This window comes from Streptomyces sp. 3211.6 (assembly GCF_003634815.1).
Classification (GTDB): Bacteria; Actinomycetota; Actinomycetes; order Streptomycetales; family Streptomycetaceae; genus Streptomyces; species Streptomyces katrae_A.
In genome coordinates, this window is record NZ_RBXC01000001.1 from 3,786,611 (window position 1) to 3,801,943 (window position 15,333).

General features: G+C 71.5%; 12 protein-coding genes. 8 read left to right on the forward strand and 4 right to left on the reverse strand.

The features are described from left to right. Positions 1-365 precede the first annotated feature (365 nt). Positions 366-1,235, forward strand: a complete 870-nt coding sequence (locus tag BX286_RS17330) for an HAD family phosphatase (RefSeq protein ID WP_079428186.1) — start codon at positions 366-368, stop codon at positions 1,233-1,235. Positions 1,236-1,652: 417 nt separating this feature from the next. On the opposite strand, the gene BX286_RS17335 is transcribed toward BX286_RS17330, so the two are convergent. After that, positions 1,653-2,474 carry an oxidoreductase gene (locus BX286_RS17335; protein WP_121015416.1) on the reverse strand — a complete coding sequence of 274 codons (822 nt, stop codon included), beginning with the start codon at positions 2,472-2,474 and terminating at the stop codon, positions 1,653-1,655. A gap of 109 nt (positions 2,475-2,583) precedes the next feature. Between BX286_RS17335 and BX286_RS17340 the strand changes: the two genes are divergently transcribed. After that, on the forward strand, positions 2,584-3,594 hold the full coding sequence (locus BX286_RS17340) for an ATP-binding protein (RefSeq protein WP_121015418.1): 1,011 nt from the start codon (positions 2,584-2,586) through the stop codon (positions 3,592-3,594). Here BX286_RS17340 and BX286_RS17345 read toward each other — a convergent pair. Then, positions 3,551-4,858 (reverse strand): hypothetical protein, encoded by a 1,308-nt coding sequence (locus tag BX286_RS17345; RefSeq protein ID WP_121015420.1) that lies wholly within the window; start codon positions 4,856-4,858, stop codon positions 3,551-3,553. The genes BX286_RS17340 and BX286_RS17345 overlap by 44 nt on opposite strands. Positions 4,859-5,092: 234 nt before the next feature. Between BX286_RS17345 and BX286_RS17350 the strand changes: the two genes are divergently transcribed. From BX286_RS17350 to BX286_RS36605, 6 genes are all read left to right on the forward strand, one after another. Then, positions 5,093-7,576, forward strand: a complete 2,484-nt coding sequence (locus tag BX286_RS17350) for a bifunctional SulP family inorganic anion transporter/carbonic anhydrase (protein WP_121015422.1) — start codon at positions 5,093-5,095, stop codon at positions 7,574-7,576. A 265-nt stretch (positions 7,577-7,841) separates the two neighbouring features. Further along, a complete protein-coding gene (gene acs / locus BX286_RS17355; RefSeq protein ID WP_079428196.1) occupies positions 7,842-9,797 on the forward strand; it encodes an acetate--CoA ligase in 1,956 nt (651 codons plus the stop codon). A 238-nt stretch (positions 9,798-10,035) separates the two neighbouring features. Further along, the gene (nhaA, locus tag BX286_RS17360; RefSeq protein ID WP_100863410.1) at positions 10,036-11,481 is read left to right on the forward strand and encodes a Na+/H+ antiporter NhaA; all 1,446 of its coding nucleotides are present in this window, start codon (positions 10,036-10,038) and stop codon (positions 11,479-11,481) included. 54 nt (positions 11,482-11,535) lie between these two features. After that, entirely contained in the window at positions 11,536-11,994 is a 459-nt protein-coding gene (locus BX286_RS17365; RefSeq protein WP_079428200.1) for a phage holin family protein, read from the forward strand. After that, complete coding sequence (locus tag BX286_RS17370) at positions 11,991-12,965, forward strand: alpha/beta fold hydrolase (RefSeq protein WP_100863409.1); 975 nt, start codon at positions 11,991-11,993, stop codon at positions 12,963-12,965. Before BX286_RS17365 ends, BX286_RS17370 begins: the two co-directional genes overlap by 4 nt. Positions 12,966-13,125: 160 nt before the next feature. Next, positions 13,126-13,302 (forward strand): hypothetical protein, encoded by a 177-nt coding sequence (locus BX286_RS36605; RefSeq protein ID WP_187344156.1) that lies wholly within the window; start codon positions 13,126-13,128, stop codon positions 13,300-13,302. A 4-nt stretch (positions 13,303-13,306) separates the two neighbouring features. Here the strand turns inward: BX286_RS36605 and BX286_RS17375 are convergent, their stop codons facing one another. Further along, a complete protein-coding gene (locus BX286_RS17375; protein WP_079431796.1) occupies positions 13,307-14,509 on the reverse strand; it encodes a MarP family serine protease in 1,203 nt (400 codons plus the stop codon). A 13-nt stretch (positions 14,510-14,522) separates the two neighbouring features. Next, on the reverse strand, positions 14,523-15,242 hold the full coding sequence (locus tag BX286_RS17380; protein ID WP_079428205.1) for a CoA pyrophosphatase: 720 nt from the start codon (positions 15,240-15,242) through the stop codon (positions 14,523-14,525). Positions 15,243-15,333: the final 91 nt, after the last annotated feature.

Here is a 15,333-nt window from a genome sequence, read left to right on the forward strand (position 1 = left end):
CTTGCCGGAAAACTGTGGACAAGAAGGGGCTTGTGAATATCTTCTCCACCCCCGCGAGTGAGTTCCGGAGCGCGCCGGAACAACTACGCAGAGTTACGCGTCGGAGGGGGTGAGGGCCCGCGCCGTGCGGGCCCGCCGAAGAGGAAGGGCCGGGACGATGTCCGTCGGAACCCGAAGGAGTGGGACGCGAACCGCGTCCGGACATGCGACGACCCCCGCCGGGGGGGAGAGCGGGGGTCGTCCCCACGGTCCGACTCGGGGGGGGAGGAGTCAGACCGGGTTAGCACGGTCGCGAACGATCCGTGACTTCCATGGTGTACCCGAGAGCCTTCTCAGGCAAACCCACGCGCCACACCTTACGCCGAATGGTGGGCGCATATGCTCGGTGCGTGGAAAATCAGCCCTTGCCGCACTCCTCGCCTCGGACCGCCGCCTTCTTCGACCTGGACAAGACGGTCATTGCGAAGTCGAGCGCCCTGACGTTCAGCAAGTCCTTCTACCAGGGTGGCCTGATCAACCGGCGGGCCGTGCTGCGGACCGCGTACACCCAGTTCATCTTCCTGGCCGGCGGCGCCGACCACGACCAGATGGAACGGATGCGCGAGTACCTGTCCGCCCTCTGCAAGGGGTGGAACGTCCGCCAGGTGCGCGAGATCGTCGCCGAAGCGCTGCACGACCTGATCGACCCGATCATCTACGACGAGGCCGCGTCCCTCATCGAGGCCCACCACACGGCGGGCCGTGACGTGGTGATCGTGTCCAGCTCGGGCGCCGAAGTCGTCGAGCCCATCGGCGAGATGCTCGGCGCGGACCGCGTCGTGGCCACCCGCATGGTGGTCGGCGAGGACGGCTGCTTCACCGGGGAGATCGAGTATTACGCCTACGGCCCCACGAAGGCGGAGGCCGTGCGGGAGCTCGCCGAATCCGAGGGCTACGACCTCGCGCGGTGCTACGCGTACAGCGACTCCATCACCGATGTACCGATGCTGGAGGCCGTCGGGCACCCGCACGCAGTCAATCCCGACCGGGCCTTGAGGCGCGAGGCGGTCGCGCGGGAGTGGCCGGTGCTGGTGTTCAGCAAGCCGGTGCGGCTCAAGCAGCGGCTGCCCGGGCTGTCGGTGCCCGCCCGGCCCGCGCTCGTCGCCGCCGCGGCTGTCGGAGCGGCGGCGGCCACCGCCGGGCTCGTCTGGTACGCGAGCCGCCGCCGCGCGGCCGCGGCCCTCGCGTCCGCCTGACCCGAGGCCCCGCAGGCCCTCCCGGACCCGGAGTCTTGCCCCGACCCGGGCGATATGGGGCGTCCGAATCACCCAGAATCGTCCCGGAAAGTAAAGAACTCCGGCCAGGGGTTTCACTCGGCTCCGAAGCGAGGTACAAAGGAGTCACGGCCCGCGAGACCAAAGAACATCCGAGAGGATCATCTTTAAAACGCAGTAAGGCCCACGGACCGAAGCAGGAACGCCGAGCACCCACGCGACGTCGACCCGTCGATTACGGGCCAGCCGCACCAGGCCACGGGCAAAGTACCCGGCCTGATGGGCATCATCGAGGACGCTTGGTAACTGGGCGTGAATGCCAGCGGCGACACCAGAGCAGTACGGTGTCGCCGCAACCCTGTGTCCGGACCCTCCGCCCGGACGCCCGTCGCGCGGGCCCTACGCCGCGCCGCGCTGGAGCGCCTCGCAGACCGCCGTCGACTCGCGCGCACCGAGCTCGACCGCGCGGCCGCAGTGCGCGATCCAGGCCGCCATCCCCTCCGCCGTACCGGAGGCGTAGCCCTTGAAGGCCTCCAGGTAGGCCTCCGTCCCCTGTTCGGCGTGGCCGACCTCCGCCGGGCAGATCGCCTTCGGGTCGAGCCCGCTGTTGATCAGCACGATCCGCTCCGCCGCCCGCGCGACCAGGCCGTTGTACGAGGCGAAGGGACGCAGCGCCAACAGCTCGCCGTGCACCACCGCGGCCGTGACCAGAGCCGGAGCCGACCCGCCCGCGATGACCACGCGCGCCAGCCCGTCGAGCCGGCCCGCGACCTCCTCGGCGTCCGGAAGCTGGAGGTCCACCAGGGGCTCGTCCACCGGCTCACCGGCCAGGCGCGGGCGGCCCACCACGTCCCCCGCCACGGCCGAACCGGACGCCACCAGGTGCAGCCGGGCGAGGACCCGCATCGGCGACTGGCGCCAGATGCTCAGCAGCTGGCCCGCCTCCGCCGTCAGGCGCAGGGCCGCGCCGACCGTCAGCGCCTCCGGGTCCGCGCCGAAGTCGGTCCGGCGGCGCACCTCCTCCAGCGCCCAGTCGGCCGCCGACAGCGCCGCGCTCCCCCGGGCGCCGCGCAGCGCGGCCTCCGAGGTGATCTCCCCGCCGCGCCGGCGCATGACCCGGTGCCCGTAGACCCGGTCCACGGCCTTGCGTACGGATTCCACGGACTCTGCGACGCCCGGCAGGGCGCCCAGGGCCGCCAGGGGATCGGAAGCGCTACTCATAAGTAGGGAGCCTACGCACTGCGGGCCCATAGCACCGACCCCTCCTTGGAGTGGTCTTCTTCACTCACCTCGGACACACCGCGCTGTCATCCCACTACTCTTGGTGAACATGAAGATCGCTTTCGTGGGAAAGGGAGGCAGTGGGAAGACGACGCTGTCCTCCCTCTTCATCCGCCACCTCGCAGCCAGTGGAGCCCCCGTCGTCGCGGTGGACGCCGACATCAACCAGCACCTCGGAGCCGCCCTCGGGCTCACCGAGGAGGAGGCCGCCGCGCTGCCCGCGCTGGGTGCGCACCTGCCCCTGATCAAGGAGTACCTGCGCGGTTCGAACCCGCGCATCGCCTCGGCCGACAGCATGATCAAGACGACGCCGCCCGGTGCGGGTTCGCGCCTGCTGCGGGTGGACGAGGACAACCCCGTCTACGAGGCCTGCGCGCGCACGCTGCTGCTCGACGGGGACGCCGTACGGCTGATGGCGACGGGCCCGTTCGCCGAGTCGGACCTGGGGGTGGCCTGCTACCACTCCAAGGTCGGAGCCGTCGAGCTCTGCCTCAACCACCTGGTCGACGGGCCGGACGAGTACGTCGTCGTCGACATGACGGCGGGCTCGGACTCCTTCGCCTCGGGCATGTTCACCCGCTTCGACATGACCTTCCTGGTGGCCGAGCCGACCCGCAAGGGCGTCTCGGTCTACCGCCAGTACAAGGAGTACGCCCGGGACTTCGGGGTCCGCCTGCGGGTGGTCGGGAACAAGGTGCAGGGGCCCGAGGACATCGAGTTCCTCCAGGACGAGGTGGGCGAGGACCTGCTGGTCACCTTCGGGCACTCCGACTGGGTGCGGGCGATGGAGCGGGGCCGCCCGGCCGCGTTCGAGCTGCTGGAGGCGACCAACCGGCTCGCCCTGCGGGCCCTCCAGGAGGCGGCGCAGGACTCCTACTCCGTCCGCGACTGGGCCAGGTACACCGAGCAGATGGTCCACTTCCACCTGCGCAACGCGGAGAGCTGGGGCAACGCCAGGACCGGGGCCGACCTGTCAGAACAGGTCGACCCCGGCTTCGTCCTCCACGAGGGGCTGGTCAGCCCGCGTCCGGCTCGCCGGCCGGCCCCGCAGCCGGCTTGACCTTCCCCGCCGGGGCGGCCGGCGCGGCCGGCGGCCCCGCGGTGAGGAACTTGTTCCAGCCCTCCTTCGGCGCCTGGCCGACCTCGAGGGTCCGCAGCCAGTCCAGGGTCTTCGGGTCCTGGGCGTCCAGCCAGTCGGCCAGCTCGCGGAAGGGCACGCAGCGGACCTCCTTCTGGCCGCACATGCTCTTGATGGACTCCTCCACGGCGCGCATGTAGGTGCCGCCGTTCCAGGACTCGAAGTGGTTGCCGATGATCAGCGGTGCGCGGTTGCCCTCGTAGGCCCGGTCGAAGGCCTGCTTGAGGCCGTCGCGCATCTGGTCGCCCCAGTACTGGTGCTGCGAGGGGTCGCCCTGGGTGGTCGTCCCGGACTGGTTGACCATGTAGTTGTAGTCCATGCTCAGCGTGTCGAAGGCCCGGCCGGGCATCGGCACCAGCTGGAGCGGGAGGTCCCAGAGCCCGTCCGTCTTCTTGGGCCAGACCTGCTTGCTGATCCCGCTGGAGTCGTAGCGGAAGCCCATGTCCTTGGCCGCCAGCATGAAGTTCTTCTGCCCCTCCAGGCAGGGGGTGCGGGCGCCGATGAGCTCCTTGTCGTAGTCGAAGGGGAGCGGGTCCATCTCCTTCAGGCCGGCGTTCGTCTTCCAGTTCTTGACGAAGGACTTGGCCTGGTTGATCTCGCTCTTCCACTCCTCGACGGACCAGGTGCCCACACCGCCGTCGGGGCCGCAGAAGTGGCCGTTGAAGTGGGTGCCGATCTCGTTGCCCTCCAGCCAGGCCGCGCGGACCTGGGTGGCGGTGTCCTTGATGCCCTGGAGGTCGCCGAACCCGATGTCGGAGAGGCCCGGCGAGTGCTGCGGCGCGGTGTAGAGGGACCGCTTCTCCTCCGGCAGCATGTACACGCCGCTGAGGAAGTAGGTCATCCGGGCGTTGTACTCCTTGCCGACCTCGCGGAAGTGCGAGAAGAGCTTCTGGCTGTCCTCGCCGGCCCCGTCCCACGAGAACACCACGAACTGCGGCGGCTTCTCACCGGGCTTCAGCTTCTGCGGCTTCTGCACGTTCGGCTGCGGACCGGTGTAGGCGGTCGAGCCGTCGCCGATGGGCCGGTTGACGCTGCCGGGCGCCTCGGGGGCGGGGGCGCCCTTCCTCCCGTTCGGCGCGCCGGGGGCCCCGCGCCCGGTGGACCCCGAGCCGCTGCACCCGGCGGCGCACAGGACCAGGGCCGTGGCGACCAGCCCGCCGGCGATCTTCTTCGTGGCGGCCATCATCCGCACACCTCTCCCTCGCAGTACCGATGCAGGACGTTCCCGACGCAACGTCCCATGCGGTGCGGTTTTAGGAAGGTATGACAAGCCAGACAAAATGCTTAATCACTCCTGCGAGTGGGTTTCTAAGCCGTTTGCCCGCATTCCCTCCCGCCCTTCTTTACTCTCCATTACCATCCATTTACCGAGTGTTGAGACTCCCGCCGCTTCATCCCTCCCCAGAGGAGACGGGAACCCATGACAGCCAGCGCACCAGCCCCATCCGCCCTCCGACCGCCACCGGGCGGGAGCGCCTTCCGCAAGGACCTCCCGGCCGATCTGTCCGCGTCCGCAGCCGTCTTCCTGATCGCCCTGCCGCTCTCCCTCGGCATCGCGCTCGCCACCGGCGCCCCCCTTCAGGCCGGGCTGGTGGCCGCGGCGGTGGGCGGGATCGTTGCCGGACGGCTCGGCGGCGCGCCCCTCCAGGTGAGCGGCCCCGCCGCCGGACTCACGGTCGTGACCGCCGAGTTGATCCAGCGCTACGGGTGGCGGACCACCTGCGCGATCACCGTCCTCGCGGGCTGCTGCCAGCTGGGGCTCGCCTTCCTGCGCACCGCGCGGTCGGCGCTCATGGTGAGTCCGGCCATCGTGCACGGCATGCTCGCGGGCATCGGCGTGACCATCGCACTGGCCCAGCTGCACATCGTGCTCGGGGGCACCCCGCAGAGCTCGGCCGTGGCCAACGTGCTCGGCCTGCCCGCCCAGTTGGCCGACCCGCACCCGGCCGCGCTGGCGGTGAGCGCGCTGACGCTGTGCGTGCTGCTCGGCTGGAACCGGCTGTCCGGCCGGGTGGGCCGCGCCCTGCGCAAGGTGCCGGCCGCCCTGGCCGCGGTCGCCTCCGCCACGGCGTTCGCGGCCCTGGCCGGGCTCGCCCTGCCCCGGGTCGACCTGCCGTCCTGGAGCAGCCACGCGCTGCCAGGGGTGCCCGAGGGGCCGGTGCTCGGGCTGATCGCCGCCGTCCTGACGATCACGCTGGTGGGCAGCGTGGAGTCCCTGCTCTCCTCGGTCGCCACCGACAAGCTGATCGCCTCCGAGCGCGGGACGGACGCCCGCCCGCCCCGGGCCGACCTCGACCGCGAACTGCGCGGCCAGGGCGCGGCGAACATCGTCTCCGGGCTGCTGGGCGGACTGCCGATCACGGGCGTGGCCGTGCGCAGCGTGGCGAACGTCAAGGCGGGCGCGGTCAGCCGGAAATCAGCCATGTTCCACGGGCTGTGGGTGGTGCTCGCCGCCGGTCTGCTGGTCCCGGTCCTCGACCTGATCCCGCTCGCGGCCCTGGCCGCGCTGGTGATGTTCGTCGGAATCCAGATGGTCAGCATCACGCACCTGCGGACCGTCTCCCGGCACCGCGAGGTCCTGGTCTACGCGACCACGATCGCGGCCGTGGTGCTGGGCGGGGTACTGGAGGGCGTGGCCGTCGGCATCGCGGTGGCGGTGGCCCTGGCGCTGCGCCGGCTGGCCCGCACCCGGATCACCGTGGCGGAGGAGGGAGGTGTCCACCGGGTCACGGTGCGCGGTCAGTTGACCTTCCTGGCGGTCCCCCGGCTGAGCCGGGTGCTGAACCAGGTTCCGCACGAGGGGCATGTGGTGGTCGAGCTCGACGGTTCGTTCATGGACCACGCCGCCTACGAGACCCTGCACGACTGGCAGGAGTCACACCTGGCGCACAGCGGGACGCTCGAACTGACCGGCCGGGGCGGCAGGGCGTTCTCCGGCGGGACCCCGGACGGCTCCTGGGCGGCCGGCGACGGCGGGGACGAGGGCGGGCGCGAGGGCGCGCCGGCCGGCGGCCACCGGGGCGAGGCGGGCCGGGGGGCGCACCAGTGCTGCCGCCCCTGGACGCCCTGGCAGAACCACTGCGACCACCGGGCGGCTCCGGTCGCGCAGTCCGCCCAGCCCGCACCGGCGGACCGGGCGGGACACGGCGCCGCGGGCCCCGCGAGCGCCCCCGCCCGTACGGGTCCGGGCGCGGGCGGGACTCCCGGCGCTGCGGCGGTCGCCCCCCGGCGGTCCGGCGCGGGCCAACTCGCCAGCGGGATCACCGCCTTCCAGCGGGACACCGCCCCGCACGTACGCGAGGAGCTGGCCCGGCTGGCGCGCGAGGGGCAGCGTCCCTCGCAGCTCTTCCTGACCTGCGCCGACTCCCGTCTGGTCACCAGCATGATCACCGCCAGCGGTCCGGGCGACCTGTTCACCGTGCGCAACGTGGGCAATCTCGTCCCGCTGCCCGGTGCGGAGTCCGGCGACGATTCGGTGGCGGCGGCCATCGAGTACGCCGTGGACGTGCTGAAGGTCGCCAGCATCACGGTGTGCGGGCACTCGGGCTGCGGGGCCATGCAGGCCCTGCTCAACTCCCGGCCGGGCGCTCCGGCGACCCCGCTGAGCCGATGGCTGCGGCACGGCCTGCCCAGCCTGCAGCGCATGGGCAGCCGGCACCACGCCTGGGCGCGGATCGCGGGGCGGCTCCCGGCCGATGCCGTGGAGCAGCTCTGCCTGACCAACGTGGTGCAGCAGCTGGAGCACCTGCGGGCCCACGAGTCGGTGGCCCGGCGCCTCGCCGAGGGCACGCTCGAGCTGCACGGGATGTACTTCCACGTGGGAGAGGCCCAGGCCTATCTCCTCTCCGCCGGCGAGGACTTCTTCGACTGTCGGGTTTTCGACAGCGTCGGGCAGAACGCCTGACCAGAGGCCCTCCCGAACCGATACCCTCCCGTATCCGTGCAAGCCATGGGCCCTCCCGCACCAGCGGCGGGAAGGGCCCTTGGCGCGCCGCCCCGCCCGCACGCCGACACGCCGCGCGCGCGAAGGCGGAGCACGGGCCCAGTCGTGGTATAGGTCTAAACCAATTTTCGGCAACCCCTTGTCACCTGGGCGTCTGACTGATGAGCTGTCCCCGGGGACTCAGCTATGCCCGGGGACAACGGACACCCTGGGAAAGGGAGATGTCGTGAGCAACGAGAGCCTGGCCAACCTGCTGAAAGAGGAGCGGCGGTTCGCACCGCCCGCCGATCTGGCCGCCGCCGCGAACGTGAAGGAGGCCGCGTACGCGAAGGCCGACACGGACCGGCTGGGCTTCTGGGCCGAGCAGGCCCGACGGCTTTCCTGGGAGACCGAGCCCACCGAGACGCTCGACTGGAGCAACCCGCCCTTCGCGAAGTGGTTCGCCGACGGCAAGCTGAACGTCGCGTACAACTGCGTGGACCGCCACGTGGAGGCCGGCAACGGCGACCGCGTCGCCCTCCACTTCGAGGGCGAGCCGGGCGACAGCCGCTCGATCACCTACGCCCAGCTCAAGGACGAGGTCTCGCAGGCCGCGAACGCCCTCACCGAGCTCGGTGTCCAGGCGGGCGACCGGGTCGCCGTCTACCTCCCGATGATCCCCGAGGCCGTCGTCGCGATGCTCGCGTGCGCCCGCGTCGGCGCCGCGCACTCGGTGGTCTTCGGCGGCTTCTCCGCCGACGCCGTCGCCTCCCGCATCCAGGACGCCGACGCCAAGCTGGTCATCACCGCCGACGGCGGCTACCGCCGCGGCAAGCCCAGCGCGCTCAAGCCCGCCATCGACGAGGCCGTCGCCAAGTGCCCGCAGGTCGAGCACGTCCTCGTCGTCCGCCGCACCGGCCAGGACACCGCCTTCACCGAGGGCCGCGACCTGTGGTGGCACGACCTGGTCGGCCGCCAGTCCACCGAGCACACCCCGCAGGCCTTCGACGCCGAGCACCCGCTCTTCATCCTCTACACCTCGGGGACCACGGGTAAGCCGAAGGGCATCCTGCACACCTCGGGCGGCTACCTCACCCAGGCCTCGTACACCCACCACGCCGTCTTCGACCTGAAGCCGGAGAGCGACGTCTACTGGTGCACCGCCGACATCGGCTGGGTCACCGGGCACTCCTACATCGTCTACGGCCCGCTGGCCAACGGCGCCACGCAGGTGATGTACGAGGGCACCCCGGACACCCCGCACCAGGGCCGGTTCTGGGAGGTCGTGCAGAAGTACCGCGTCACCATCCTCTACACCGCGCCCACCGCGATCCGTACGTTCATGAAGTGGGGCGACGACATCCCCGCGAAGTTCGACCTGTCGAGCCTGCGCGTGCTCGGCTCGGTCGGCGAGCCGATCAACCCCGAGGCCTGGATCTGGTACCGCAAGCACATCGGCGGCGACCGCTGCCCGATCGTGGACACCTGGTGGCAGACCGAGACCGGCGCGATGATGATCTCCCCGCTCCCCGGTGTCACCGCGACCAAGCCGGGCTCGGCCCAGCGCGCCCTGCCGGGCATCGGCGCCACCGTCGTCGACGACGAGGGCCACGAGGTGGCGAACGGCGGAGGCGGCTACCTGGTCCTCACCGAACCGTGGCCGTCGATGCTGCGCACCATCTGGGGCGACGACCAGCGCTTCATCGACACCTACTGGTCCCGCTTCGAGGGCCGCTACTTCGCGGGCGACGGCGCCAAGAAGGACGACGACGGCGACATCTGGCTGCTGGGCCGCGTCGACGACGTGATGCTGGTGTCGGGCCACAACATCTCCACCACCGAGGTGGAGTCGGCGCTCGTCTCCCACCCCGCCGTGGCCGAGGCCGCCGTCGTCGGCGCGGCCGACGAGACCACCGGGCAGGCCATCGTGGCCTTCGTCATCCTGCGCGGCAGCGCCTCGGAGACGGACGGCCTGGTCGCGGAGCTGCGCAACCACGTGGGCGCCACCCTCGGCCCGATCGCCAAGCCGAAGCGGATCCTGCCGGTGCAGGAGCTGCCGAAGACCCGTTCCGGCAAGATCATGCGCCGTCTGCTGCGCGACGTGGCCGAGAACCGCGCGGTCGGCGACGTCACCACGCTCGCCGACTCCTCCGTGATGGACCTGATCCAGACGAAGCTGCCCAGCGCCTCCGACGAGGACTGACCTGCGGCAGGACGAGTACGACCCGACGAGGGCGTCCGGCGCACAGCGCGCCGGACGCCCTCCGTCCGTTTAAGGTGAAGATCACCCGATACGACGGAACGGACCCTGTAAAATATGAGAAGCGTCAAGATTTGACGCCCTAAAGCCTCAACGAAGCCTCACTGAAGTCTCTGGGTGTGCCGGGAAGTCTGGTCGGCAACTGCATGCGTCATGCCGTCGACCAACCGGAGGTCCCCCCGTGGCCACGCCCGCACCCCGCCGCAAGCTCCTCGGACGGCTCTCCCTCCCCGAGCACCGCTTCGTCGCGGACGCGCTGCGCACCGAGACCGTCGGCGGCGTCCTGCTGCTGGTGGCCGCGATCGCCGCACTCCTGTGGGCGAACATACCCGCGATATCGGACAGCTTCGCCGACGTCCGTTCCTTCCACATCGGCCCCGCCTCCCTCGGCCTGGACCTCTCGCTCCAGCACTGGGCGGCCGACGGCCTGCTTGCGGTCTTCTTCTTCGTCGCCGGCATCGAGCTCAAGCGGGAACTCGTCGCGGGCGACCTGCGCGACGCCAAGGCCGCCGCGCTCCCCGTCATCGCCGCCGTCTGCGGCATGGCCGTACCCGCGCTGGTCTACTTCCTGGTCAACACCCTCGGCGGCGGCTCGACCGACGGCTGGGCGGTCCCCACCGCCACCGACATCGCCTTCGCCCTCGCCGTCCTCGCGGTCATCGGCACCTCGCTGCCCTCCGCGCTGCGCGCCTTCCTGCTGACCCTGGCCGTCGTCGACGACCTCTTCGCCATCCTGATCATCGCGGTGTTCTTCACCGGCAGCATCGACTTCGCCGCGCTGGGCGGGGCCGTCGCCGGCCTGGTCCTCTTCTGGTTCCTGCTGCGTGCCGGGGTCCGCGGCTGGTACGTCTACGTGCCGCTGGCGCTGGTCATCTGGGGCCTGATGTACAACAGCGGCGTCCACGCCACCATCGCCGGCGTCGCCATGGGCCTGATGCTGCGCTGCACCCGCCGGGAGGGCGAAGAGCACTCCCCGGGCGAGCACATCGAGCACCTGGTCCGGCCCCTGTCGGCCGGCCTGGCCGTGCCCCTCTTCGCCCTGTTCTCCGCCGGGGTCTCCCTTTCGGGCGGGGCGATCGCGCAGGTCTTCACCCGCCCCGAGACCCTGGGCGTGGTCCTCGGCCTGGTCGTCGGCAAGACGGTGGGCATCTTCGGCGGCACCTGGCTGGCCGCCCGCTTCACCCGTGCGGAGCTCAGCGAGGACCTGGCCTGGCCCGATGTGCTCGCCGTGGCCTCCCTGGCCGGCATCGGCTTCACCGTCTCCCTCCTGATCGGCGAACTCGCCTTCGCCGAGGACCCCGTCCTCACCGACGAGGTCAAGGCCGCCGTCCTGCTCGGCTCGCTCATCGCGGCGGTCGTCGCCTGCGTCATGCTCAAGCTCCGCGACCGCACGTACCGCTCCCTGACCGAGGCGGAGGAGCGCGACGAGGACCGCGACGGGATCCCGGACATCTACGAAGAGGGCAACCCGGAGTACCACCTGCGGATGGCTCGGATCCACGAGGAGAAGGCGGCCGAACACCGCCTGCGGGCCACCGCGCTCGCCCTGGCGCAGTCCCCGGAGCCGGACGACGGCGCGGGCGAAGCAACGGGCGGGTCCAGCGCGCGGGCCGACCGTCCGGCATGATCTGACTGACGACGGAGGACAGCCGCCGGCAGACGACGACAGAGGGAGACAGAGATGAGCGCAGTGGACCAAGGGGCTCCGGGGGCCGAGCGCACCCTCGGCCAGCTCGTCGCCGCGGCCACCGCCGAGATGTCCGCCCTGGTGCACGACGAGATCGCGCTCGCCAAGGTGGAGATCAAGCAGGACGTCAAGCGCGCGGGCATCGGCAGCGGCGCCGCGATCGCGGCGGGCGTGCTCGTGCTCTTCTCCCTCCCCGTACTGAGTTTCGCCGCGGCCTACGGCATCCACAACCTCGGTCTCGGGCTCGCCTGGTCCTTCCTCATCGTCGGCGGCGCGTTCTGGCTGCTGGCGGGGCTGGTCGGGCTGCTGGCGGTGGCCAAGTTCAAGAAGATCAAGCCGCCGGTGAAGACGATGGACTCCGTCAAGCAGACCGCCGCGGTGGTGGGAACCGTCAAGCCGCATCCGCGGCCGGTGAGTGACCAGGCCGTGGGTGTGGCACGCTCGTCCTCATGACAGCCCCCTCGCCGGACTCCAGCACTCCGCCCACCGCCGCCACGGCGGTACGGATCGCCCTGCCGGACGGCAGGGCGGTGACTCACCGGGACGTCGCGGCCAACGGCGCCCGGTTCCACGTCGCGGAGCTCGGCGACGGACCGCTGGTCCTCCTGCTGCACGGCTTCCCGCAGTTCTGGTGGACCTGGCGGCACCAGCTGACCGCCCTCGCGGACGCCGGGTACCGCGCGGTGGCGATGGACCTGCGCGGAGTGGGCGGCAGCGACCGCACCCCGCGCGGCTACGACCCGGCGAACCTCGCGCTCGACGTCACCGGGGTCATCCGCTCCCTCGGCGAGCCGGACGCCGCCCTCGTCGGACACGACCTGGGCGGCTACCTGGCCTGGACGGCGGCCGTGATGCGGCCCAAGCTGGTGCGCCGGCTGGTCGTCTCCTCCATGCCGCACCCGCGCCGCTGGCGCTCGGCCATGCTGGGCGACGTCGGGCAGACCCGGGCGAGCTCCCACATCTGGGGCTTCCAGCGGCCGTTCATCCCCGAGCGGCAGCTGGTCGCCGACGACGGGGCTCTCGTGGGACAGCTGATCCGGGAGTGGTCCGGGCCGCGGCTCCAGGAGGAGGGCTCGGACGAGGAAGCGCTCGGCGTGTACCGGCGGGCGATGTGCATCCCGTCCACCGCGCACTGCTCGATCGAGCCCTACCGCTGGATGATGCGCTCGATGGCCCGGCCGGACGGGCTGCAGTTCTACCGCCGGATGAAGCGGCCCGTACGGGTGCCGACGCTGCACCTGCACGGATCGCTGGACCCGGTGATGCGTACGCGCAGCGCCGCCGGATCCGGGGAGTACGTCGAGGCTCCCTACCGCTGGCGGCTCTTCGACGGCCTCGGGCACTTCCCGCACGAGGAGGACCCGGCCGCCTTCTCCGCCGAGCTGGTGAACTGGCTCAAGGACCCCGAGCCCGACCGCCCCTGACGAAGCCTTGGCCTGTACCTGACGGGTCGATGACCGGTTCCTGACGGGTCCGCAGTTTATTCGTACGACTGGCTTACGGTCATTCAATTGCCCGGCGCATAGGCCAATTGGCCGCCGCGGACGGGGTTACCGACCTTGGAGGCCGGGCACAGCTCGTTGTATGGGCTGGACGCACGACCACGGTGACACCACACGCGAACGCCGCTCGGCCACGGTGCCGGGCACGCACGACAGGGGGGCGGGCCGCGAAGGCCACGACCCCCGCCTCGGGATTCCGCGCATCCTGCGCCGCCGCGCCCGCTGGGTGTCGGCGCGGCTGCGCCATCCACGGGTGTAGCGGGTCAGAGGGCGCAACCCTGGGTGTCGACCCGCCGGTCGGCGATCCTGCCGACGCGGATGTCGTCCCGGATCTCGTCCGCCGTCAGGGCGTAGCCGGTGTTCGGGTCGTCGAGCGACTTCGCGAAGACGACCCCGTACACCCGGCCCTCGGGCGTCAGCAGCGGGCCGCCGGAGTTGCCCTGGCGGACGGTCGCGTAGAGCGAGTAGACGTCGCGGCGGACGGTGCCCCGGTGGTAGATGTCCGGGCCGTTGGCGTTGATCCTGCCGCGGACGCGGGCGGCGCGGACGTCGTACCCGCCGTTCTCCGGGAAGCCGGCGACGATCGCGTCGCTGCTGCTCGTCGCGTCCTTCTCGGTGAACTCCAGGGCCGGGGCGCGCAGCTTCGGCACATCCAGGACGGCGATGTCGCGCTCCCAGTCGTAGAGCACCACCTTGCCGTCGTACAGCTTGCCCTCGCCGCCGATCTGCACGGTCGGCTCGATGACCCCGCCGACGACATGGGCGTTGGTCATCACCTTGCCGGGCGCGAAGACGAAGCCGGTGCCTTCCAGGACCTTGCTGCAGCTGGGCGCGGTGCCGACGACCTTCACGATCGAGAGCCTGGCCTGCTGGGCGACGGCGCCGGCGGCCAGCGCCGGGTCGGGCGGCTTCACCTCGGCGATGGGCTCGTTCGAGAAGGGGCTGAAGACCTGGGGGAGGCCGTTGCGGGCGAGGGTGGAGCTGAAGTCCGAGAACCAGGTGTTGGCCTGGTCGGGCAGCACCCGCGACACGCCCAGCAGCACCTTGGAGTTGCGGACCTCCTTGCCCAGGGTGGGCAGTGAGGTGCCGGCCAGCGCGGAGCCGATCAGCCAGGCCACCAGCAGCATCGCGACGACGTTGACCAGCGCGCCGCCGGTCGCGTCGAGCGCGCGGGCCGGTGACCAGGTGATGTAGCGCCGGAGCCGGTTGCCCAGATGGGTGGTCAGGGCCTGGCCGATCGAGGCGCAGATGATGATGACCACGACGGCGATCACCACGACCGTGGTGGACACCTGGGTGCCGTTTTCCGTCACCCGGTCCCAGATCAGCGGGAGCAGGGACACGGCGATGAGGCCACCGCCCAGGAAGCCGGTCACCGACAGGACGCCGACGACGAAGCCCTGGCGGTAGCCGACGATCGCGAACCACACGGCCGCGAGCAGCAACAGGATGTCCAGCACGTTCACGAGGGTCACCGTCTCATGCGTGCCAGTCGAGCGGGACGTGACGTGAGCGGTCCCACGGGCGTTCCCAGCCCGCGAAGTGCAGGATCCGGTCGATGACCCCGGCGGTGAAACCCCAGACCAGGGCCGATTCCACGGTGAAGGCGGGCCCCTGATGGCCCCTCGGGTGGACCACGGTGACCCGGTGGGCGGGGTCCGTGAGATCCGCCACGGGCACCGTGAAGACCCGGGCAGTCTCCGCCGGGTCCACCGGGCCGACCGGCGAGGGCTCGCGCCACCAGCCGAGCACCGGGGTCACGACGAACTCGCTGACCGGGATGTAGAGCCGGGGCAGTACGCCGAAGAGCTGCACGCCCGCCGGGTCCAGCCCGGTCTCCTCCTCGGCCTCCCGCAGCGCGGCGCGCAGCGGGCCGGTGGTGTGCGGATCGCCGTCCTGCGGGTCCAGGGCGCCGCCCGGGAAGGAGGGCTGGCCGGCATGCGAGCGCAGCGTGCCGGCGCGCTCCTGGAGGAGGATCTCGGGGCCGCGCGGGCCCTCCCCGAAGAGGATCAGCACGGCGGACTGGCGGCCCCGGCCGTCCTCGGGGGGCAGGAAGCTGCTGAGCTGGCGGGGCCGGACCGTCCGGGCCGCCTCGACGACGGGGTCGAGCCAGCCGGGCAGGCCGGCCGTCGTCAGCTCCAGGCCGTCGGCCCGGTGCCCGGCCTCGGCCGTGGTCTCGTCCTGCGTACCGCGCGTCATGGGCAACCCCTGTCCGTGTTCTCCTCGTCCGCTGAACGCGGCCCGGGTACCGATTCGTTCCGCCGGGGGCGCGCGGCGGCTGCGCCACACG

Bases quoted from the DNA above. Each gene is read 5' to 3' on its own strand.
- BX286_RS17370 (WP_100863409.1), top strand. From the start codon at position 11,991: ATGACAGCCCCCTCGCCGGACTCCAGCACTCCGCCCACCGCCGCCACG.
- BX286_RS36605 (WP_187344156.1), top strand. From the start codon at position 13,126: ATGGGCTGGACGCACGACCACGGTGACACCACACGCGAACGCCGCTCG.
- BX286_RS17335 (WP_121015416.1), bottom strand. From the start codon at position 2,474: ATGAGTAGCGCTTCCGATCCCCTGGCGGCCCTGGGCGCCCTGCCGGGC.
- BX286_RS17350 (WP_121015422.1), top strand. From the start codon at position 5,093: ATGACAGCCAGCGCACCAGCCCCATCCGCCCTCCGACCGCCACCGGGC.
- BX286_RS17345 (WP_121015420.1), bottom strand. From the start codon at position 4,858: ATGATGGCCGCCACGAAGAAGATCGCCGGCGGGCTGGTCGCCACGGCC.
- BX286_RS17365 (WP_079428200.1), top strand. From the start codon at position 11,536: ATGAGCGCAGTGGACCAAGGGGCTCCGGGGGCCGAGCGCACCCTCGGC.
- BX286_RS17330 (WP_079428186.1), top strand. From the start codon at position 366: ATGGTGGGCGCATATGCTCGGTGCGTGGAAAATCAGCCCTTGCCGCAC.
- BX286_RS17380 (WP_079428205.1), bottom strand. From the start codon at position 15,242: ATGACGCGCGGTACGCAGGACGAGACCACGGCCGAGGCCGGGCACCGG.
- BX286_RS17340 (WP_121015418.1), top strand. From the start codon at position 2,584: ATGAAGATCGCTTTCGTGGGAAAGGGAGGCAGTGGGAAGACGACGCTG.